The organism is Candidatus Binatus sp. (assembly GCF_030646925.1).
GTDB lineage: Bacteria > Desulfobacterota > Binatia > Binatales > Binataceae > Binatus.
Window position 1 is genome coordinate 1 of sequence record NZ_JAUSKL010000011.1, and the last position, 21,803, is coordinate 21,803.

The 21,803-nt window shown below is 59.4% G+C and carries 19 protein-coding genes and 1 pseudogene; 11 read left to right on the top strand and 9 right to left on the bottom strand.

Going from position 1 to position 21,803, the window contains the following annotated elements:
* The 3 genes from Q7S58_RS01145 to Q7S58_RS01155 all read left to right on the top strand — a co-directional run.
* On the top strand, positions 1 to 1,797 hold a 1,797-nt coding region (locus tag Q7S58_RS01145), incomplete at its 5' end, for a sigma-54-dependent Fis family transcriptional regulator (protein WP_304819938.1).
* A 188-nt stretch (positions 1,798 to 1,985) separates the two neighbouring features.
* Positions 1,986 to 2,399 (top strand): DUF2267 domain-containing protein, encoded by a 414-nt coding sequence (locus tag Q7S58_RS01150; protein ID WP_304819940.1) that lies wholly within the window; start codon positions 1,986 to 1,988, stop codon positions 2,397 to 2,399.
* Positions 2,400 to 2,531: 132 nt separating this feature from the next.
* Complete coding sequence (locus Q7S58_RS01155; protein WP_304819942.1) at positions 2,532 to 3,449, top strand: sugar phosphate nucleotidyltransferase; 918 nt, start codon at positions 2,532 to 2,534, stop codon at positions 3,447 to 3,449.
* A gap of 308 nt (positions 3,450 to 3,757) precedes the next feature.
* Here Q7S58_RS01155 and Q7S58_RS01160 read toward each other — a convergent pair whose 3' ends face one another.
* From Q7S58_RS01160 to Q7S58_RS01175, 4 genes are all read right to left on the bottom strand, one after another.
* Entirely contained in the window at positions 3,758 to 4,342 is a 585-nt protein-coding gene (locus Q7S58_RS01160) for a TraR/DksA family transcriptional regulator (protein WP_304819944.1), read from the bottom strand.
* A gap of 34 nt (positions 4,343 to 4,376) precedes the next feature.
* The gene (gene groL / locus Q7S58_RS01165; protein ID WP_304819946.1) at positions 4,377 to 5,993 is read right to left on the bottom strand and encodes a chaperonin GroEL; all 1,617 of its coding nucleotides are present in this window, start codon (positions 5,991 to 5,993) and stop codon (positions 4,377 to 4,379) included.
* A gap of 75 nt (positions 5,994 to 6,068) precedes the next feature.
* On the bottom strand, positions 6,069 to 6,725 hold the full coding sequence (locus tag Q7S58_RS01170) for a BON domain-containing protein (RefSeq protein WP_304819948.1): 657 nt from the start codon (positions 6,723 to 6,725) through the stop codon (positions 6,069 to 6,071).
* A 252-nt stretch (positions 6,726 to 6,977) separates the two neighbouring features.
* On the bottom strand, positions 6,978 to 7,403 hold the full coding sequence (locus tag Q7S58_RS01175) for an Hsp20/alpha crystallin family protein (protein WP_304819950.1): 426 nt from the start codon (positions 7,401 to 7,403) through the stop codon (positions 6,978 to 6,980).
* A 370-nt stretch (positions 7,404 to 7,773) separates the two neighbouring features.
* On the opposite strand from Q7S58_RS01175, the gene Q7S58_RS01180 reads away from it, so the two are divergent.
* The 5 genes from Q7S58_RS01180 to Q7S58_RS01200 all read left to right on the top strand — a co-directional run bounded on the left by Q7S58_RS01180 (position 7,774) and on the right by Q7S58_RS01200 (position 14,212).
* Positions 7,774 to 7,956 (top strand): hypothetical protein, encoded by a 183-nt coding sequence (locus Q7S58_RS01180; protein WP_304819952.1) that lies wholly within the window; start codon positions 7,774 to 7,776, stop codon positions 7,954 to 7,956.
* Between the two features lie 117 nt (positions 7,957 to 8,073).
* The gene (locus tag Q7S58_RS01185; RefSeq protein WP_304819954.1) at positions 8,074 to 8,835 is read left to right on the top strand and encodes a tetratricopeptide repeat protein; all 762 of its coding nucleotides are present in this window, start codon (positions 8,074 to 8,076) and stop codon (positions 8,833 to 8,835) included.
* Positions 8,836 to 8,852: 17 nt separating this feature from the next.
* Positions 8,853 to 11,264, top strand: coding sequence for a phosphoenolpyruvate synthase (gene ppsA / locus Q7S58_RS01190; protein WP_304819956.1), 2,412 nt, complete (start codon positions 8,853 to 8,855; stop codon positions 11,262 to 11,264).
* Between the two features lie 22 nt (positions 11,265 to 11,286).
* Positions 11,287 to 13,278: a protein-L-isoaspartate(D-aspartate) O-methyltransferase gene (locus Q7S58_RS01195; protein ID WP_304819958.1), complete on the top strand. Its 1,992-nt coding sequence runs from the start codon at positions 11,287 to 11,289 to the stop codon at positions 13,276 to 13,278.
* Between the two features lie 31 nt (positions 13,279 to 13,309).
* Entirely contained in the window at positions 13,310 to 14,212 is a 903-nt protein-coding gene (locus tag Q7S58_RS01200; RefSeq protein ID WP_304819959.1) for a hypothetical protein, read from the top strand.
* 24 nt (positions 14,213 to 14,236) lie between these two features.
* On the opposite strand, the gene Q7S58_RS01205 is transcribed toward Q7S58_RS01200, so the two are convergent.
* From Q7S58_RS01205 to Q7S58_RS01215, 4 genes and pseudogenes are all read right to left on the bottom strand, one after another.
* Complete coding sequence (locus Q7S58_RS01205; RefSeq protein WP_304819961.1) at positions 14,237 to 14,737, bottom strand: BON domain-containing protein; 501 nt, start codon at positions 14,735 to 14,737, stop codon at positions 14,237 to 14,239.
* Positions 14,738 to 14,758: 21 nt separating this feature from the next.
* Positions 14,759 to 14,968 (bottom strand): annotated as a pseudogene (locus Q7S58_RS21935) (transporter); the annotation flags it as partial.
* 7 nt (positions 14,969 to 14,975) lie between these two features.
* A complete protein-coding gene (locus Q7S58_RS01210; protein WP_304819962.1) occupies positions 14,976 to 15,413 on the bottom strand; it encodes a DUF2267 domain-containing protein in 438 nt (145 codons plus the stop codon).
* Between the two features lie 115 nt (positions 15,414 to 15,528).
* Positions 15,529 to 16,077: an HPF/RaiA family ribosome-associated protein gene (locus Q7S58_RS01215; RefSeq protein WP_304819964.1), complete on the bottom strand. Its 549-nt coding sequence runs from the start codon at positions 16,075 to 16,077 to the stop codon at positions 15,529 to 15,531.
* Between the two features lie 426 nt (positions 16,078 to 16,503).
* Here Q7S58_RS01215 and Q7S58_RS01220 point away from each other — a divergent pair, with 426 nt between their 5' ends.
* On the top strand, positions 16,504 to 17,100 hold the full coding sequence (locus Q7S58_RS01220) for a CBS domain-containing protein (protein WP_304819966.1): 597 nt from the start codon (positions 16,504 to 16,506) through the stop codon (positions 17,098 to 17,100).
* Positions 17,101 to 17,163: 63 nt separating this feature from the next.
* On the top strand, positions 17,164 to 18,873 hold the full coding sequence (gene polX, locus Q7S58_RS01225; protein WP_304819968.1) for a DNA polymerase/3'-5' exonuclease PolX: 1,710 nt from the start codon (positions 17,164 to 17,166) through the stop codon (positions 18,871 to 18,873).
* A gap of 72 nt (positions 18,874 to 18,945) precedes the next feature.
* Here the strand turns inward: polX and Q7S58_RS01230 are convergent, their stop codons facing one another.
* Positions 18,946 to 20,127, bottom strand: a complete 1,182-nt coding sequence (locus Q7S58_RS01230) for an MFS transporter (protein WP_304819970.1) — start codon at positions 20,125 to 20,127, stop codon at positions 18,946 to 18,948.
* A gap of 310 nt (positions 20,128 to 20,437) precedes the next feature.
* On the opposite strand from Q7S58_RS01230, the gene Q7S58_RS01235 reads away from it, so the two are divergent.
* A complete protein-coding gene (locus Q7S58_RS01235; protein ID WP_304819972.1) occupies positions 20,438 to 21,721 on the top strand; it encodes a phosphoribosyltransferase family protein in 1,284 nt (427 codons plus the stop codon).
* Positions 21,722 to 21,803 lie beyond the last annotated feature (82 nt).

Here is a 21,803-nt window from a genome sequence, read left to right on the forward strand (position 1 = left end):
ACGCTTGACGACCCGGCGTACGAGATCCGTCAACTCCTCGTCATCAGAGAGGAGCAGCAAAAGGGGCGCGAGGCGTACATCTCTAAAATCGGTGTTCACTTTCAATTGAGACCGTTCCTGGCCGCGTGGCATACACGAAAAATCGTGATACTGTTAGGCAGCCTTACTTGCTATGCGAGAGCAGCAATTGTGCCAAGGCTGCCGCCCGTTTTACTTAGCACGGGAAGAACAAAAGGAGGCAATTTAGCCTGTATGTCTCCATCGGAAACACCGGAAAAGAGCCAATTGATTAAAACCCAAGCTCCCGAGCGTGGACCTCGACACTACCACCTGCTGTGGGACGAGGAGCTCGAGGCGCTGCAGCCGATCCTCAGACTGGTGCTCGAGCATCTGGAGCAAGTCGTAGAGCATTGGTATCAGCTCTACTTTCTTCACTTCGGCGATCGGCGGAGCCTGTCGGAGCCAGAGTTTCGCGACCTCTTCTTCAACGCGCTTTCGCGAAACACGAAGGACCTGCTTGAAGGAGACATGGATCGTTACGCGATCAATACGATCCGGACGGGCGAGATGTTGTGCGAGCGCAACGTGCCGTTTGCGGAGATCGTCGCGTCGCTGCATCTGTACGAGGAAAGCGCCTACACGGCGTTTCCCACCGATCCGCCGCCGCCGCTGGAGATCTACACGGCTTTCGACAAGCTGAGCCACATTCGCATGATCCTGCTGGCCGACGCGTACTTCCGCTCCGCTTCGGCAAGCGCGGGCGCGCGCATCCAGGCGCTCGAACGTCAGGCAACCTTGCTGTCGCGAGAAAAGCGGAGCATCTTTCACGGCTTGGTTGGTTCCAGCCCCATAATGCGCCGCCTCTACGACCGGATTGAGGCCGCGGCGGGGACGCGAGGAACGATCCTGATTGTCGGCGAAAGCGGGACCGGGAAGGAACTGGTGGCGCGCGCGATTCACGAATGTGGCGTGGATTCCACCGCCCCCTTCGTCGCGCTCAATTGTGCCGCGATTCCGAAAGACCTCATCGAGAGCGAGCTGTTCGGCTACCGGAAGGGCGCGTTCAGCGGTGCAAATGCCGATTACCTGGGACTCTTCCGGGCGGCCGAGGGAGGCACGCTGTTTCTCGACGAAGTTACCGAGATGGCGCCCGAGACGCAGAGCAAGCTCTTGCGCGCGGTGCAGGAACGGACTGTGCGGCCGGTCGGTTCGACAAAAGAGATGCCCGTAAATGTGCGCCTGGTTGCATCGACCAATCGCGATCCCGAGGAGGCTGTCCGCGCCGGCAACCTGCGTCAGGATCTCTACTACCGATTGCAGGCCGGAGTCCTCAGCGTGCCGCCCCTCCGAGAACGCTCCGATGATATCTCGCTTCTGGTCGAACACTTCATTGAGTTTTTCAATGAGAAGCTTCAACCGCGGATTCCGGTGCGGGGTATTGAGGAAGCTGCGATCGCCGCGATGGTGGAATATTCCTGGCCGGGGAATGTCCGCGAACTGTCCAACGCTCTCGAAGGGGCATTTACTTTTGGCCGCGCACCAATGATCCGGCCGCAAGACCTTCCAGTCGGGGTCGCCGCGAGTCGGCTTGACAGGCCTTCGCTTCAGTCGGATATGCCGCCGCCGGATATGCCACCGCCGGAGCCTGAACCATCGATTGGCACTTTTGCCGACGCCGAGCGCGAACTTATAGCTCGAGCGCTCAACGCTACCGAGGGCAACAAGGTGCAAGCCGCGATCCTGCTTCGAATCTCCCGCAAGAAGCTTTACGCAAAGATCGAAAAGTACGGCCTGTAGCAAACGCCGGGCACGCTCGCGTGCCCAGTGTGCATCCTTTTAGGCTTCCGCCAGCCATCGCGCTGGCGCTTTACGATACAATCTGCGCGGGCCCAAACCCCTCGACATAGCTTTCATCCGCGTTGTTTGGCCGGGCCCGCCGTGGCACAGGTGATGCTGCCTAACAACTGAAACCTCCGGAGAGCACAATGAACGAGAAATCTTTTGTGCGTGAAGTCGCCACGCTGGCGGACTGCGATGAGCGCCGGGCCGAAACCCTGATTTTTGCTGTCTTCCAGGAGTTGCGCGATCGACTCACCCCCAACGAGGCCGCCAAGGTTGCCGCGCAGCTTCCGATCTCGCTGAAAATGCTCTGGATGTCATTTGATCGGCCCGATCGGCAGGTCCGGCGCATTCATGAGCCCCAGTTCCTCGGCGACGTGGCGCGAATGACCGGACTCGGCTCCGAGGGTGAAGCCAAGCAAGCGGTGGTCGCGGTATTCAGCGCGCTTCAGGATGCTTTGGGAAGTTCGACCGGGACTACTGGCTTGGCGGGACATCTTATGGGCCAACTTCCTACCGATCTTAAGCAACTATGGCTGGCCACCGGCGGCGAATTTTAGATCAGTTAGTACAGTTTGGAGACGGTTCGACTACATTTCGTTTTCCCCGAAGAAGTTTCCGACCAAGAGTAAAAGCCTGCTCGCGACGCGTGCTCCCAAAAACTGCCGAATTCAACCGGAGGCAGGAGTTTTATGCCCAGTTCATATTCCAATCGGTGGGGACTCGTTCTCGCGGGCGGCGACGGATCGAGACTCAAGTCGTTCACGAAGAGAATCGCCGGCTACGAACTGCCGAAGCAGTTCTGCCCGATACTCAGCTCTAAGCCTCTGCTCGAGGAAACTATCGATCGGGTCAGCCGAATGATTCCACGCGATCGGACCCTGGTTTCGTTGAATCGCGAGCACCGGCGCTTTTACGCCCCGATGTTTCAGGGAGCGGTGAATTCACTGGTAGAGGAGCCACGCAACCGGGGAACTGCTCCGGCAATCCTGCACGCTTTGATGCAAATCTGCGAACGATCGCCCTCTGCGATCGTTGGACTGTTTCCTTCCGATCATTACTTCGGTAATGAAGCTCGATTTATCGAGTATGTAGGTTCCGCCTTCGACGCCGCCGGTGATTCGGACGACGCGGTAGTGCTGCTGGGAGCGGAAGCTACCGGTCCCGAACAGGCGTACGGGTGGATCGAGCCAGAGATCTCGCTGACCTCGGCTCAACCGCGTCTGCTCTCTGTGCGGAGCTTTGTCGAAAAGCCCGACGCCCGACTCGCGAACGACTTATGGCGTAGCGGCGCCCTGTGGAACACCTTCGTACTGGTGGCCCGCGCGTCGGCGCTGATGCAGATGTTCATCCGCGCGATGCCTCGACTGTACAGTTCTTTCAGCACTGTCCGTCCTGTGCTGGGAACCATGTTCGAGGCCGAGGTGCTGACGCGCCTGTACAACGAGCTTCCGACATCGTGCTTCAGCGAGGTTGTACTGCAGCGATGCGCCGCGAATTTGATGGTCATGCCGATGCGTGGTGTCGAATGGTGCGATCTTGGCGAGCCCGCGCGAGTAACGAAGGTCGCCCGGCAGATAGGAGTCTCTCCCCAGTGGGCGGTCGCGTAATATCGCTAATCGATTATCGCGGGCTTCGCCTCGCGAGGAATGGGCAAACGGCGAGAGAGCCGTCTCTCGGCGTCCGCTTGAAGAAGCCGCATCCACGTCCGCCGAAGGCACGCCAGCGGCTGTTGGGTTCGTACGTCGACTCAATCGATCGAGTCGAGATGAGTCTCACGTTCCCACGGACGAAAGTCAGTCCGAAGTGGTGGGACTCCGGATTTATTGTTCCGGTCCTTGCTCTTCTCTGCTGCGTTGCGGTCGTAGCAATCGTGCTGTGAGGATCAGCGAACTTCGAAGTAGAGCCGGTAAAGGGTCTATTTTTTGCGCCCAGGCGTCGGGGTTTTCCGCGCCGACTTGCGCTTCGCCTGGTTCTCAGGCTCCCCCGGCGGAAGGGGCTGACGAGCAGAGATCGTCAACTGTTCTTCGGGATCGGTGGACTGATATAGGCGATCCGTCGGGACCTCCATTTCTTCAGGCAGGGTCCATTGGTGATCGAACGGCGCAATTGTGGTTCCTTGACCCCAGCCGCCTCTCGCGCGATGGAGCTCTTTTTGGCAATCGACGCAGTACGACGCGAACGGAATCGCCATCAGACGCTCAATCGGAATTGCGCCGCCGCATTTGAGGCATCGGCCATACTTGCCCGCGTCAAGCCGTGCGAACGCTTCATCGAGGTACCTGAGTTTCTCTTCCGCACGCGCGATCAGTCCTGCGTGAGTTTCGATCTCTTCGGTGGTGCTCGCCGAATCCATCTCGTCGGCCGGCCCTGCGTCGGACTCTTGCTCCTGGTCTCTTCGGAGATCTATTATTCGCTGCTGGGCTTCTTTGCGAAGCCGGGTCAGCAATTCTCGAAGCATCTCGCCACCCTCGATCGGGTCGGTCTTTAGATCGGAACTCATTTTAGCATTCTCCTCGCCCTTGGCTGGGTCTCGTTCATTCCGGAAGCGCAGTGCCGCGCTGATTTTTTTCCTCTCGCACTTCCGTCAGGGTCGCTTCGCTGAGCAACAGGAGCGTCGCGGCCGAGGCTGCATTCTCGAGTGCGAGGCGAACCACCTTGGTCGGATCGATCACACCGGCCTCGACCAGATCGACGTACTTTCTCTCAGCGGCGTCGTAACCCCAGTTGCCCTGGTGTGCCAGCATCTCATGGATGACCACGCCGCCGTCTTCGCCTGAATTCTCGGCGAGCTGACGCGCGGGCTCCCTCAGCGCATGCTTGAGGATTTGCAAGCCGGTGCGTTCGTCGCCTGCGCACTTGTCTTCTTCGCGCTCGACCGCATCGATTGCTCGGAGCAGGGCCAGTCCGCCGCCGGGCACGATCCCTTCGGCAATCGCGGCGCGGGTCGAGCTGATCGCGTCGTCCAGCGCCTCCTTGCGGCTCTTCATCTCTGATTCCGACGGCGCGCCAACGCGGATGACCGCGACACCGCCGGCGAGCTTCCCGAGCCGCTCTTTCAGCTTGTCGCGGTCGTAATCGCTGGTGGTCTTGTCGATCTGCTGGCGAAGCTGCTTCTTGCGCGCCTCGATCAATTCCTTCTGGCCGCGACCGCCGATAATTTTGGAATTCTCCCGGTCGACGACCACCCTCCGCGCGCGCCCGAGTTCCGCCATCTCCACCTTCTCAAGCTTTATCCCGACATCCTCAGAGATCACGCGCCCGCCGGTCAGAATCGCGATGTCTTCAAGCATCTCCTTGCGGCGATCCCCGAACCCAGGCGCCTTGACCGCGATGCACTTCAGAGCACCGCGGAGCTTGTTGACCACCAGCGTAGCCAACGCCTCGCCATCAATGTCCTCAGCGATAATCACGAGAGCCTGTCCGGCGCGAACGATCTGTTCCAGCAACGGAACCAGATCCTTCATCACGCTGATCTTCTTGTCGGTGATAAGGATTACCGCATCTTCCAGTACCGCCTCCATTTTTTCGGGATCGGTAACAAAGTAGGGCGACATATATCCTCGGTCGAAGGCGAGCCCTTCAACGATCTCGAGTTGGGTCTCGGTGGTCTTGGATTCTTCGAGCGAGACGACCCCCTCGGCTCCGACCTTCTCGAACGCATCGGCGACCAGTTCACCGATCGTTAGATCATTGTGCGCGGAGATGGCTGCTATCTGAGCCTTCTCCCGGCGGCTCTGCACCGCCTTCGATAAGCCGCGCAAAGACTCGACGGCGATCTTGATTCCGCGGTCGATACCGCGCTTCAGATCGATCGCGCTCGCGCCCGCAGCTACGTTGCGAACGCCCTCTGCAAAGATCGCGTAAGCGAGAATCGTGGCGGTGCTGGTACCATCACCAACCGCATCGCCGGTGCGCTCGGCGGCTTGCCGGATCATCTGGGCGCCGAGATTCTCGCAAGGATCCTTGAGCTCGACTTCCCTGGCGATCGTGACGCCGTCGTTGCAGACTACCGGCACCCCGAAACTCCTCTGGATGAGGACGCACTTGGACTTTGGCCCCAGCGTGATTCTGACGGCGTCAGTCAACGCTTTTGCACCACGGAGGAGGCGTTCCCGAGCCTCCGACTGAAAATGCAGTTCTTTATACGCCATCTGGCACCCTCGCAACTTAGCTAGTGCGCGCTCCCCGGATAATCCACGGATGTGGAATTATCCGGGGAAGCAACGCTAGTCGTTTGAATACCTGACGGTCAGTCGATTCTCGACCTCGGCCACGCCCGGTGCGGCCCAAGCCGCCGTCTCCGCCTCGTGTAGTTCGGCCCAGGAGCGGACGGTTCCGCGAAGAATGACCTTGTCGTCGTGAGCCTCGACCGAGATCTGGCGTGCGTCAATCTGGGCGCTCCGCTTAAAAGCCTGTTCAATCTGACTGCGGACCTCTATCGGTATCACCTTGGGCGCTATGACTATCGCATTTCTGACCCCTTTTACGCCCGCAAGATGCCGGACTACACGTTCGGCTGACGATTTCTGATAGTACCAGTCAACCTTTCCCTCTAGGGTGATCCAACCTTGCTTCACGATGACTTTAACGTGGTCCGGAGGTATGGTTGCATCGACTTTAAGTGCTAATGCCGCGGCCTGAGCGATATCGGTGTCAGTCCGTTCGTTGCTGAGCCTTACCTCAATGTCGTTGGCCAATCCCACTACGCCTGCGACGCGCTTTGCAATCCGCTCTGCTCGCCACTTTTCGCTGTAGTTGGACACTTGGCCAGTCAGGGTAACTACGCCATTCTTTCCGGAAACGCCAATGTCGCGGGCGTCAATGCTCGGATCCCACTGAAGTTCCATCTCTACGTCGCGACGCAGTTCGTTGTCAGTTTTCATGTTCATCCGCTCCTTCATGGAAGAAGACCTGCTCGAGCCTCAACCAGGAAATGCGGTCCTCTGTCCACCATTTTGCCATCTCACAAGCCTGACTAAATAGGCCGCGGCTACTACGCGGCCCAAGCCTGAATGATGCGGTGGACGTAGAGCGCAGACCGCTGCCCGAACGCCTGTGATTTCGGCGTCGCTGACCTAGCACGCGGTTCTCATCTCCGCCTCTCGATCCAGAATCACCAAACTCGCGGCCGGTAGCTACTTCCTGGAAATCTCGACGTTCTTTTCTGCTTCGGCCTCGATCGGCACCTTCGTCGCCACAGTCTCCTTCGCCAGCGGAACAGTGATCTCGAGAACTCCGTTCTTGAAACTGGCTTTGACCTGGTCGGCGGCTGCTCCTTCGGGCAGGCTCATCCGGCGCTCGAAGGCGCCGTAAGAAACCTCGCGCCGCAGGTAATCTTCCTTTTTCACCTCTTGCTCGCTCTTGCGTTCGCCCTTGACGCTGAGGATGTTGCCCAGAATGGTGACCTCGATGTCTTTGAGCTCCAGGCCCGGCACATCCGCGCGCACGACGAGATTGCCTTCCTTCACGAAGCTCTCGATGGCCGGCGTGAAGACCTCATCGTAGTTATCCTCGAAGTCCTCGAAGATGCGCGGGAAAGTCGATTCCCAGCGTCGCGCCATCCGTTGAAGATCCCGAAACGGTCTCGCAAGGAATAGTGCTCCCATTCTTCTGTCCTCCATATTTGATTTTTTTGTGTGACGGGAATGGTTCAGTCGTCACTAGCTTCAGCAAGCAACGCGCCATCCAAATTCAGGCGACTGGAAACGAAGCATCGCCAAGCGATGTAGCCGATCGCATCACCGCGCCAGGACCCGCTGCTGCCAATGGACCCAGCGACCGCCGCAAGGGGCACTCGCGCGCTTGTCAGCCACGGCTGCCCGACTAGGGTCATGCATCGAAACTCTTGCCACAGAGGCGCGTATTGGGGGAGCACGATCCGCCATGCTGGGTTGGCATGGCAGTAGCTAGAGGTTCAGGAGGATTCATGAGATGCCCGTGAATGTGGTTAGAACGCGCGAGGAGGAGATCGCGTGGGAGCGCGCAAAGGCTCGCGCTCGCGAAGAATATCCCGACGCTACGGGCGAACGCTTCTATCGAATCGTGATGGCCATCTACAAGAAAATGGCCCATTACCAGCCCCAATCCGCGCGCCATCACCGGAGTGCGCGCTAGCCGAGCGGTCTGGGAAGATACAAGGGGGAAGAGAATGTCCAAGGCATCTGATGACGACGGCACCCTCCTGGCGACGGTGAGAATCGCGTCGAGCCAGGCGGAAGCGAAAAAATCGAAATGATCGAATGGACATTTGGGCGGCGCGTCTTAAACTCGGCGGCATCTGGTCCGCGGCGAAAAAGAAGCCTCGCAGCGCTTTTTCTCGTCGCCGCGGCTCTCTGGTGGGCTCGGCCGCCAATCCGGGCGGCTTCAAACGCTGCCTCAGAGGCGGTCTGCGATGTCAGCGCTGACTACGCCCTTGGTAATGAAGACTACCCTGAGGCAATCCGCCTGCATGAAGAGGTCCTACGCCACGATCCGAACGATGCCCTTGCCCGATATCACTTGGGTTTCGCGTATGCAATGAACCACGATGCGCCGGGGGAGTTACGCGAATATCGCCGCGCCGAAGACTTGGGCCTGCGCCAATGGGATCTCTTCCTGAACCTTGGCCTTCTTTACCTGGAGCGTCACGAGCTCCGCGCCGCACTAAACGCTCTGACGGCGGCGACGAAGCTCGGTCCGCAGCATGCGGAAACGCACTTGAACCTGGCTCTCGCGTATGAGCGCGCGGCGCTGCTCCCTCAGGCGCTGAGAGAAATTTTGGCGTCGCTGGAGCTTGGCCCCGATCAACCGGATGCGCAGAACACGCTCGCGGTAATCGATGCGGAGATGGGCAATTATGAAGGTGCGCGCGCGGTCTGGGTGAAACTGGTTCGAATCGATCCGGATTATCAACCTGCGCGCGTGAACCTGGCCGTCCTCGAGCGAGTAGCTACAGACGGTGCGTCGCCACCTCGCCTGAGCTGGATCTCTGAATCGCCGGGAAGTTCGCGGTGAGTGGAGGATATAGCAAGATGTCCGCAGGTCTGCATCACATAGTCTGGTTCTCCGATCCGGAGTCCTCCGACGTAACGCAGATGGGAGGGAAGAACGCCTCACTCGGGGAAATGACGAGGAACATGCGCCAAGCGGGCATCCCGGTGCCTGAAGGCTTCGCGATCACCGCCGCGGGTTACTGGGCTTTTCTCGACGCAAACGGCCTCAGGCCGAAGATCGCGGCACTCCTTCAGGATTTGAAGAAGGAAAAAATCACCCTTGGTCGTGCGGGGCGCTCGATCCGCGCGCTGATTGCCACGGCAAAGTTTCCGGCGGAAATGGAAGACGCGATCAAAAAGGCGTACCAGGAGCTGTCTGCGAAGGCCCGTCGCCAAAATCTCGACGTCGCCGTCAGGAGCAGCGCGACCGCCGAGGACCTGCCCGATGCGAGTTTCGCGGGCCAGCACGAGACCTATCTCAATGTGCGGGGCGAACGCGATCTGCTCGACGCCTGCCGGCGCTGCTTCGCCTCGCTCTTCAAGGATCGTGCGATCGTCTATCGAGAAACCCACCACTTCGAGCACATGAAAGTCGGGCTGTCAGTCGGCGTTCAGCGGATGGTTCGCTCCGACCTCGGCAGCGCGGGCGTAATGTTCTCGATCGACACGGACAGCGGCTTTCCGAGGACGATACTGATCGATGCCGCATGGGGATTGGGCGAAGCAGTGGTTCAGGGCCAAGTCGATCCCGACGAGTACATGATCTTCAAGCCACTGTTGGCGGAGCCGGAGCTGCATCCGATTATCGAAAAGAATCTGGGCACCAAGGAAGAGAAGATTGTTTACGGCGGGCGTGGCGGCAGTAATCCCACGCGCACGGTTCGTACTTCATCGAGGGAGCGATTATCCTTCGTTCTGAAGGACGAGCAGATCCTCAAGCTTGCGCGGTGGGCAGTGGCGATCGAGGAACACTACCATCGCGCGATGGATATTGAATGGGCGAAGGACGGCAAGACCGGCGAGCTTTTCATCGTGCAAGCTCGGCCGGAGACCGTCCAATCGCGCAGAGAAGGCGCAGCAACCAAGACCTATACCCTGAAAGGCAAGGGCCGCCGGTTGGTAACCGGACTCAGCATCGGCGAGGCGATCGCTTCCGGTAAAGTTTGCAAACTCAAGAGTCCTGCAGAGATCGCGCGATTCGAGAAAGGAGCAATCCTGGTAACCGCAACCACCGATCCGGACTGGATGCCGATCATGAAGCGCGCCGCCGCGATCGTCACGGACCACGGCGGGCGCACCTCGCACGCAGCGATTGTGAGCCGTGAGCTCGGCTTGTCGGCGATTGTCGGGACTGGCAATGCGACATCAATACTTCACACCGGCCAGACCGTCACAGTCTCGTGCGCAGAGGGTGAAGCGGGGTACGTTTACGACGGTGCAATTCCGTTCGAGGTTCGTGACCTCGCCTTCGACGATATAGCTCAGACGCACACCAAGGTCATGCTTAACATGGCCAATCCGGCCGCGGCGCTCCGGTGGTGGCGGCTGCCGGCCGACGGGATCGGTCTTGCGCGAATGGAATTCATCATCGGCAACATCATCAAGATTCATCCGATGGCGCTGGTGTCATTTGCAAAACTCAAGGATCCGAAAGCGCGGCGGCAGATCGCCCAATTGACCCGTGGCTATCGGGACAAGTCGAACTATTTTGTCGACAAACTGGCTTTCGGTATCGCGCAAATTGCCGCATCCCGCTATCCCGATCCGGTGATCGTGCGCCTGAGCGATTTCAAGACCAACGAGTACGCGCGCCTCATCGGTGGTGCGCAGTTCGAACCGACTGAGGAGAACCCCATGCTGGGATGGCGGGGTGCGAGCAGGTACTACAGCGACGGCTATCGCAAAGGGTTCGCACTCGAATGTCGCGCCATCCGAAAAGTCCGTGACGAGATCGGGCTGCGCAATGTGATCGTAATGATTCCATTTTGCCGCACCCTCGATGAAGCCGACAAGACGCTTCAGACCATGGCCGACTACGGTCTCAGGCGAGGGCACAACGAACTCGAGGTGTACGTGATGTGCGAGATTCCATCGAACGTGATCCTGGCGGAGAAATTCGCCGAGAGGTTCGACGGTTTCTCGATCGGCAGCAACGATCTGACGCAGCTCACTCTGGGAGTTGATCGTGACTCCGAGCGGCTGGCCCCACTCTTCGACGAACAGAACGAAGCGGTAACCACCCTAATCAGCAATGTGATCCGATCTGCGCACAAGCTTCGGCGCAAGGTCGGCCTGTGCGGAGAGGCGCCGAGCAACCATCCGGAGTTCGCGCGCTTCCTCGTGCGCGCCGGGATCGATTCAATCTCCGTGAGTCCGGGTAGCTTTGACCGCGTGAAGCGAACGGTCGCTTCAGCAGAGTCCGAGGAACTGGCTACCGCCGCGGCAAAATGAAGGCCCAATGGGAGGCCCAGTCATGCTTGACCTGGCAAACGAACGCCTTCGGATGGTCAAAGATCAGATCGCCGCGCGCGGAGTGCACAATCCGGCAGTGCTCGAGGCGATGCGACGTGTCCCTCGCGAGGCTTTCCTGCCGGATCAACTCGCCGAGTTCGCATACCAGGATACGCCCTTGCCGATCGAGGCCGACCAGACCATTTCGCAGCCCTACATCGTCGCCCTGATGATCGAGAGCGTCGCGCCGCGCGCGAGTGATCGCGCGCTGGAGATAGGAACCGGCTCCGGATACGCGGCGGCGGTGCTATCGGAGGTCGTTGGCGAGGTCTATACCGTCGAGCGCCACGAGCAACTGGCCAAACTGGCAACGAGACGTTTGGACAGTTTGGCATACTCGAACGTAAAGGTTCTTCATGGCGACGGCACCCTCGGCTGGCCCGAGCATGCTCCCTACGACGTGATCCTGGTGACCGCCGGCGGTCCGCAGGTGCCCAAGGCGTTGCTGCAACAACTGGCGATCGGCGGCCGCCTGATCATCCCGGTAGGCGATACCTCGCGACTGCAACGTTTGGTTCGAGTTACCCGGACTAGCGAGGACCAGTTCGATGACGAGGATCTTGGCGAGGTCCAATTCGTCCCATTGATCGGTGCCGAGGGCTGGGACGCCGGCCTCGCCAAAGGCGAGCGCCCGTCTACTCAGCGCAGCCGTCCAGTGACGATCGCCAAGCTGATCCGCGAGACGGCCGAGCCTATCACAGACATCGAGCAGGCCGACGTGAGCTCCTTGATTGACCGGATAGGCGATGCTCGAATCGTTCTGCTCGGCGAGGCGACCCACGGAACCTCGGAGTTCTACCGCATGCGCGCTCGCATCACCAAAGAACTGATCTTGCGCCACGGCTTCAACTTCGTCGCCGTTGAGGCTGATTGGCCCGATGCCGCGCGAGTCAACCAGTATGTGCGCCATGCTCCGGTGCGCCAGGAACAATGGAAGGCCTTCACCCGGTTCCCGACCTGGATGTGGCGAAACCATGAAGCGTTGGACCTGATCGAGTGGCTTCGCGCCTGGAACGCAGAGGTGCAAGAACCGGAGCACCGTGCAAGCTTCTACGGGCTGGATCTATACAGCCTCTTCACTTCGATCGATGCGGTTATCACCTATCTGAGCGGCGTCGATCCGGCGATGGCCGAGGTCGCGAGGCGCCGGTACGGATGCCTCAGTCCCTGGGAACATGATCCCGCAGTGTACGGGCGGGCCGTGCTCAGCGGGCGCTATAGAGACTGCGAAGCCGCAGGTGTTGCGATGCTGCGCGACATGCTGAATCGGCGAATCGAGTACTCACAGCGCGACGGCGATCGCTTCTTCGACGCCGCGCAGAATGCTCGATTAGCGGCCGCGGCGGAGCGCTATTACCGCGTGATGTACTACGGATCGGTCGAATCATGGAATCTGCGCGATCAGCACATGTTCGATACCCTCGAGCGACTGCTGGAGTTCCACGGTCCCGGCAGCAAAGGCATCGTCTGGGAACATAACTCACACGTTGGCGACGCGGCGGCTACGGAGATGGGCGCGCGTGGTGAACACAACATTGGACAGCTATCGCGCGCACGGTTCGCCGAGTCGGCATTTCTGGTTGGCTTCGGTACCGACCACGGCACTGTCGCGGCCGCCTCGGACTGGGACGGGCCGATGGAGGTTAAACGGGTGCGGCCGTCGCACGAGGCCAGTTACGAGCGGCTATGCCACGACTCCGAGGTCAAAGCCTTCATGTTGCATCTTAGGGATCCGGTGAGACAGGCGGTTCGCGACGAACTGGAAGCGGCCCGCCTCGAACGCGCGATCGGCGTAATCTATCGGCCCGAATCCGAACTCCAAAGCCACTATTTCCAGGCTTGTTTGCCCCGACAATTCGACGAGTACATCTGGTTCGATGAAACGCGTGCAGTTTCGCCGCTTCCATCGGTCGTCGCCCCTGGAGTCCCGGAGACGTTTCCGTTCGGGGTTTGACTGTCCACGAGTAGGCCGACGGAAATACGAGATGGCTGCGACCATTGCGAAAGTATTGAGCAAGCTCGACTGGATGCGCGAACAACGCATTTGGCCCAACGGCTTGCGATACCTGTGGACCGACGCTTTCGGCGTCACTCTGCTGGTTTCGCTCTACCACGAACTGAAGCAGAACAAGTTCCTGGACGAAGCTCAGTGGGTGGTGGCAGACGTCGAGCGTGTCCTCGGGCGTCGGCGCGGTTATCGAATCGGGCAAGCTGCGGATCGTGATGGCCAGTACTTTCACTATCTGGCGATGTGGATTTACGCGCTAACTCGCCTCGGCAAGATAGTTCCCGAATACCGCGCGAAGGCGATTCAATTGGTGAAGGACATCCATCCCGCTTTCCTGGTTCCGGGCCGGGGCGTGTACTGGAAAATGCTCGAGGATTTAAGCGCACCGCATCCTGGTTTCGGACTCGGCTCGCTCGATTCGTTCCACGGATACGTTGTTTACCGGCTGCTTGACGAAGATGCGCTCGCGGGCGAAATCCGGGAGATGAAAACCATCGTCGAACGAAGCTATGAGGACCTGGTCATCAACCAGGACCTCGGTCTTGGGATGATGCTCTGGATGACGAGCTTCTTTCCCGAAGAGCGTTGGGCGCGCCTTCAGCGTGAGCGGAGCCTCGCTATACTCGACCGGATGTGGATCGATCGGCCGGGCTACTTCTGCCGCGAGCTGGGAGCATCTTCGGTCAAATTTGCTTTCACGAACTTCGGCGTCTCTGTCGGTCTCCAAGCCGTCGAGGCATGGCCGGAGCGCGTCGCGCGATTGAATTCATTTTTCGAAACGTACCGCTCGGGAGACGAATACGATACCGATGCGATTACGCACGTGATGGCGTGCGTGTCATCTTTCGCCGGCGAGTTCTTACCACCCCTCGCGACGTAAGTATTGCGCGGGCTTAACCTGCGGCTACGCTTGGGCCGCACGCAGATGGTTGATGACGCCATCGACGCCGAAGATGTACCAGGCGTCCGCTTCGGCCATCTGCGCCTGACGGTTGTTGGGCACTGCGCCCTCGAGAGTCACCACCGAGTTGCGCGTGCTAACCTTGATAGAGTCGTGGGTGAGGAGGCGATCCTTTTCCAACGCCATAGTGACAGCGTCGCTGATCTCGTCGTCGCGATCGTCCTCGAATGGCTTAACTTCGATCCCGTTTACGACGTCGCGAGTTCCCGGCACCCACCATGCGAGCAGTCCGGCGAGCCGCTTGTGCGACAGGCTTTCGACCTTACCATTGAGCGTCACGACTCCGTCAGCGACTGCGATCTCGATATAGTTGTCGCCGTCAGTGGCGGCTTCGACGGAAGCTCCCACGCGCCGCTCTTCGGCAGTTTGAATCCTGCAATCGGTGAAAGCTCCTTCCTGCAACATCGCAGCGCGCAGGTGATCCCGGATCGCGCCATCACCCATCGGTTGTGCCGGAGCGACGCGGAGCCTGTCGATGATTCCTCTCGAACCGCGAATCGAAGCCGCCAGTTCCAGCGCGATCTTCTTGGCCGCAAGACTTTCGGTTTCGCCTTGAAGGACCAGGCTTCCGTCGGGTTGATGTTCGATAACAATCGGGTACCGACGAAGATCAACGCGCAGATCGCGCTCCAGAGCCGCATGAACCTCGCGAACGATTTCCGCTGATTCAACCATGAAACGTCTAGACCCCGGATGGATTGACCGTCTGATGCCGGCGCTGCGCTTCGGCCCACAGTTTCTTCAGATCCTTGGGAAGCTGGCTCATCACGTCCCACGCCTCGCCTTCCTGCCCGGTCGTGCTGCCGAGCAACTTCTGCAATCCCGCGAAAACGGCCGATACCGCACGTTCCGCTTCCGCATCATCGGTGAGTCCGGCCATCCGGCGCACTTCCCATATGAACTGATCCCCGCTGACACGATGGACCTTGCGGTCGGGGTGCTCCAGAGACATCCACATCATCTTGAGGCGCTTGGGGAGTTGCGCGGCGACATGCGCCGCTTCCTGCGGCGTGATCCGATCGCGCAGTTCCTGGAAGACCGCGAAGGTCAGCCCCTCCGCGCGGCGCAGGTCGCATCCGATGCGCCCAATCACATCCTTGAAGAATTCCTGATCTTGCATAATGAATCACTCCCGCTAGTGCTCTTGTAATTCGTTGAGCATGGCATGTGCCAAGTACCAAAACCCCGATTTGTTCGCGGGGCCTCCCGCCTGGCTTCCGCGTTTCGATAGACAGCTACGGGACTCGTTTGCCGCCAACGATCGCGACGGTGCTCGCCTGCGGACCTTCGTCGCCTTCCTCCTCGGCAAAGCGCACCGCAGTTCCTGGCGTCAGATCGTCGAAATGCTCATGCAGGACACTGTGGCGATGGAAATAGATCTCGCGATTATCCTCCGTCTCGAGGAAGCCGTACCCTTCCTTCGCGAAAATGCGGGCAACGCGGCCCACCGACGGCAGCTCGTGCGCCTTTACGTCGCGTCTGAGCTCGCGAAGATGATCCTCGATGCGACGCCGGGCGGCATCGAATGAATCTCTGATCGCGATGGCCAAATCATCGGCCTCCTGCCGGTCGACCGAGATGTCCGCCCCGGGCACCCGGAGATCAATCCGCACATTGAACGGGCCTCCTTTGCGGTGGTGATGAACCGGCGCTTCGACCACGACGTGGCATCCGGTGAGCCGTGGGAAGTAGAGCTGAAGATCGTCGGCGCGTTCGCGGATCTGCGCCTCCATGGCCGGGGTCAACTGGAAATCGCGTGAAGTAATTTGAAGCGGGCGCTGCATTTGAATTCACCATCTCGGGGGTCGAGTTTTGAGATACGCGCTGAAGGGTGCATCGGATGTGCCAACCCGAGGCCTTGCTTGTTTGCTGCTCATCACGTCATTCGCGAGCTTTTGCGGCCATCTAATATCCCGCTTCGATGAGAGTCTCGAAGATCGGGCGTCCTGGACCGGCGTGGGGTCTTGAAGAGGGTGTATCCGAACGCAACATTCGATCAGCGCCCGCTCTTCTGCGTTGCCGCGATTCGACTTACTAATTCGATGGCATGACCGATGCTTCGTTACCTTGACGTTAAGCAGATCCACGCGGATATGCGAAGCCAGACGACGACCAAGGAGGAGAGGCTAGCGGCTCGAACTCGGCCATCGAGGCTGGTTCCCGGACCTCCGATAGCGCGGCAGTAAGCGGCTCCCTCAGAGGAGGACGAAATGATAGTTGCTGAGCTGATGACCGCAAACCCCGTCACCGTCGAGCCGAGTGACACAGTGCAAGCAGCACGTGAGAAGATGGAAGGTGGCCGATTCCGACAGGTTCCTGTTGTGGATCAGCAAACTCTGGTCGGTATTCTGACCGACCGGGACGCGCGCCGACACCTCGAGCAATCGGCGCGCATGCGGGTCGATGAGGTCATGAGCGCCCACCCGTTTTCGGTCGATCCTTCGACGCCGGTGGAGAGAGCGGCACACTTGCTGACGACGAACAAGATCGGCAGTCTTCCTGTGGTTGAACACAAAAAGCTGGTCGGCATCATAACGGCCACCGATATGCTGAAGGCGCTGGAGGCCGTGCTCGGAGCTACTACCGAGGCCAGTTCCAGAATTGATCTCGATCTAGATGGCTCCGGCGACATATCGGCCGCGACCAGCCTCGTCCGGTCGATTTGTCCCCTCCTCGGTGTCGGGACCTACCGGCGAAGTCGCTCGGAAGGTGAGGTTCTATATGTGCTGGTTCCTTCGACGAATGCGCAAAGCGCGGCACACGCTCTGAAGGAGTATGGCTTTAAAGTCCTTGCGGTCCATTACTGACGGACAAATCCTATGGCCTGATCACTGCGCCGCGCAGGAGCTCCTCTGTCGCGGCAAGATACAGTGACGATCGAAAACTACGAAGTCGCCAAGATCCTCGACGAAACCGCCGATATGCTGGAGGTGGCGGGCGAGAATTTCTTCCGGGTACGGGCCTACCGCAATGCCGCTCGGTCGATTCGCGATCAAACGGCGCAGGTGGCCGATCTAAGCGAAGAGCAAATCGATGAGATTCCCGGTATCGGAGCCGATCTGGCGGGAAAAATATCGACCATCGCCAAGACCGGCGATCTGCCATTGCACCACAAGCTGGCTTCAAAGTTCCCGCCCCAGCTACTGGAGTTGAGAGATGTTCCAGGCCTGGGTCCGAAACGATTGAAGCTCCTGATCGACCGCCTGCGGATCCGCGACCGGAACGATCTCGAGCGGGCAGTTAAATCGGAGAAGTTGCGAAAAATCCGCGGCTTTGGACCGAAGCTAGAGCAACAAATCCGGGAATCGTTGTTGCGGCGCGGGACTGGCCAAAGCAAACGGATGCTGTATGCGGAGGCGGAGGGGATCGCGACTCGCCTCGCCACCCATTTGCGAAAATGCACGGCAATCCAAGAGCTTGAGCTGGCGGGCAGCTTTCGTCGGCGGCAAGAAACCATCGGCGATCTGGACGCAGTCGCCGCCGCTGCTGATTCCGCTGCGGTCATGGAGCATTTCACCGCCTTTCCCGGTATCACCCAGGTCATCGGCTCGGGCGAGACCAAGACCAGCGTTGTACTCAAAGGCGGACTGCAAGTTGACCTGCGGGTAGTGCCTCCAAAGAGTTTCGGCGCGGCGCTCGCCTACTTCACCGGATCGAAGTCCCACAATGTGCATCTGCGGCGCATCGCCCAAGCGCGCGGACTTTTGCTTAACGAGTACGGCCTCTTTCGCGATGGCGCTGCCATCGCCGGCAGAACGGAAGACGAGATTTACCGCGCTCTGGGGCTTTCGTGGGTGCCTCCAGAGTTGCGCGAGGACCGCGGCGAAATAGATGCGGCAGCGTCCGGCAAGCTGCCCAAATTGATCGAGCGTAAAGATCTTCGCGGCGACCTTCATACTCATTCCCTGTACACGGACGGTCGCGCATCGATCGAGGAAATGGTGCGTCAAGCTCGTGAAAGCGGCCTCGAATATGTTGCAATCACGGATCACTCTCGGCGGATAGCGATGGCCCATGGCCTGGATCCTGAGCGCCTGCGCGAACAGAGGCGCGAGGTCGCGCGCATCAGAAAAAAAATCTCCGGCATCGCACTGCTTCATGGCATCGAGGTCGATATCCTGGATGATGGGAAGTTGGATTTGCCCCCTGATGCGCTGGCCGAGCTCGATTGGGTAGTCGCTTCAGTCCATTATAAGCTCGAACAAAATCCCGCCGAGATGACTCGCAGGCTAATCAAGGCGATTCGCAATCCCAACGTTGACGTAATTGGCCATCCAAGCGGGCGTTTGCTTGGGCACCGCGAGCCCAGCAACTTCGACCTCGGTGAAATCCTTCGGGTCGCCCGCGAGGAGGGATGCGCCCTGGAAATCGACTCCCAGCCCGACCGTTTGGACCTGACCGATACTGCCTGCATCGCCGCAAAACGGGCCGGCGTGAAGGTTGTCATATCCAGCGACGCTCATTCGACTCGGGAGTTCGCGTTGCTCGAATACGGAATCAATCAGGCGCGGCGGGGCTGGATCGAAAAGGAAGACGTTCTCAACACACGACCGCTGAAAAATCTACGGCCACGCCGCTGAGCCGGCCCAACGACTCACTTTTGGCAGCATGTCCAGATTCGATCAACATCGGTTCCGCCTATCGAATCGAGGTCACGTACCTGGCTTTGCCGGGGGTGCGCTCGAGGGCAGCATGAATATAGCTATCAGCGCCAGTGCTGCACCTAGCATGAAGGCAGGCTCAGCGCCCAAATGCTGGTAGATTATGCCAAAAATTACGCTAGCCGGGAACAACGCAACTCCCACCGCAGCTTTGGAAGCTCCGAGCGCTCGTCCGCGCCACTCCTCGGCGACCAGATCGATCACCAGTGCCCGCTCGGATCCTTCAGTCAAGCCAGAAAAGAAGCCGTAAACGGCGAACAGCAACCATATTGCCTGCGGAGCGGAAACGAAAGCAAAACCCAAATACACCGCTGAATAAATGAGCCATCCGCTGATAATCGTTTTATTGCGTCCCCATCGGTCGCTCAGCGCCCCTCCTGGGGTTGAACTGATGACCCTGCTGAACGCGAGAACGAACCACAGCAGCGGAAGATGAGCCGCGGAGACTCCTACTTCTCGGGCGCGCCATAGGAGGAAGGAATCAGACGAGCTGCCCAGGGTAAAGACAAAGATCGCGGCAAGGAGCTGGCGGAATCCAGGCGCTTCAGGGATACCAATTTCGACTCTTTCATGTCCGATGGACTCGATTTCTTGAACACCTCCGCCGAGTACCAGCAGCGATAACAATCCCGGAACAACGGTCCATGCAAAGATGCTTCGCGGGTTCATGCCGAGCGTCAACATCCAGTAGGCGATTAAGGGGCCGCCGAGCGCGCCGGCATTGTCCATCGCGCTATGGTACCCGAAGGCGCGACCGCGAATCTCTGACGGCGCGGCGTCCGCTATGAGGCGATCGCGAGGCGCCCCGCGAACAGCTTTTCCCAATCGATCGCCAAAACGGACGAGCAGGATTTGCCACCACACTGCGGTAACCGCAAGGAGTGGGCGCACGACCGCAGCGACTGCGTACCCGACGAAAGTGGTTGCCTTCAGGCGGCCCACTCGGTCTGCGATATAGCCGGAAGCGAGCTGGAAAAGACTTGCAGACGCGTCCGCAATTCCTTCGATGATGCCGAGAACTTCCGGACCACCCCCGACCGAAGCAACGAAGGCGGGCAGCAAAGGATTGATCATATCTCCCGCGGTATCGTTGAAAAGCGAGACGATACCGAGAGCAATGATATTCCTCGGCAGACGCTGGGGTCTTGCTGATCGAGCACTACGGTTGTCCATACAAGTCCGCTTGTCTTTGCCACCGTGACGATTGGCACTCGGTCTGCTCTCAGCCGCCGGAGAGCCAAATGCACAGACGCCCTATCTCTGTGTCCTTCGGGAACAGTTTAACTGAGCCATAAGGGAACAGCTGCATCGCATCTGTTTTCGCACGTCGTTATTCAGAAAAGCGACCTGAACGGAATCTCAAGACCTTACGGACACCTCAAGCGCGGCACGCCTGATGCACGTAAAAGACCAGATACCGATGAGGGATAATTTCTCAATGATACAGCCTGTCACTGTCTCGATATCTTCCGATTCCGTCCAGTTGGAAGGCGAGTTGATGATTCCAAAGAACGCCGTCGGAGTGGTCCTCTTCGCCCACGGCAGCGGCAGCAGCCGCCTGAGCCCCCGCAACCAATTCGTGGCGGAGGCGCTGCAAAAATCGGGGATCGGTACGCTGCTATTCGACCTTCTCACAGAAGCAGAGGCCTCGGATCGCGACAACGTCTTCGACATCGATTTCCTCGCGCACCGTCTGTCAGACGCGACGCGCTGGCTGAAGGGCAGAAGCGAAATCAAGGGCCGTTCTTTGGGATATTTCGGCGCCAGCACCGGAGCTGCCGCGGCGCTGGTCGCCGCGTCACAGGATCACTCGATTCGCGCCGTGGTTTCACGCGGAGGTCGGCCGGATCTCGCCATTCGTCAGCTTGCCGATATGAAATCGCCTGTCCTGCTTATTGTCGGCGGCCACGACTACGGCGTAATCGAGCTCAACGAGAAGGCTTACCGCGTCCTGCGCTGCGAAAAATCCCTCAAGATCGTGCCGGGCGCGACGCATCTGTTCGAAGAACCGGGCGCGCTGGAGCAGGTAGCCGAGCTTGCCAGCGACTGGTTCAAGCGCCACCTGAAAACTCAAGCGACCGAGGAACCCGTAACGCGAGAGCCAACCGTTTATTCAAACCGCCAGCAGGCCGGCCGGATGCTTGCCCAGCGTCTTAAGCCTCAGGCCGGCGCCGATGTGGTCGTGCTTGGCGTCCCGCGCGGCGGTCTGCCGGTAGCCAAAGAGGTCGCCGACGCGCTAGGTGCTCCGCTTGATGTAGTGGTCGTCCGCAAGCTGGGAGCTCCGGGCCAGCCGGAGTTGGGAATTGGAGCGGTGGTCGACGGCGACCATCCGCGCGCGATTTTCAACCAGGACATTGTCGAGCACCTCGGCGTCTCAGACGAATACATCGAGGCTGAAATCGCGCGGCAATTGAAGGAAGTGAACCGCCGCGAGATCGCGTATCGGGGCGGCCGCGCCAAGATTCCGCTCGCTGGCAAAACCGTGATTCTGGTCGATGATGGAATCGCGACGGGCTCTTCGGCGAGAGCCGCTCTGCGCGGAGTCCGCCGGCAGAAACCAAAGCGACTCGTGCTCGCGGTCCCGGTCGCGCCGACGGAGACTATTGAGGCGTTGCGTAGCGAAGCCGACGAAATTGTCTGCCTCGAAACGCCTCAGGATTTCTTTGCGGTTGGCCAGTTCTATCGCGATTTTCACCAGGTTACCGACGACGAAGTAAGGGCGATTCTACAAACAGAACAACCCGCCGAGGCGCATTCCGAATCATAGGCTGAACATAGAGAAAGTCTGAAGCTGCTTGAGGTCCTGAGAGTCTCGATTCACTGCGGGAAATAACGGACCCCGGGCTAAG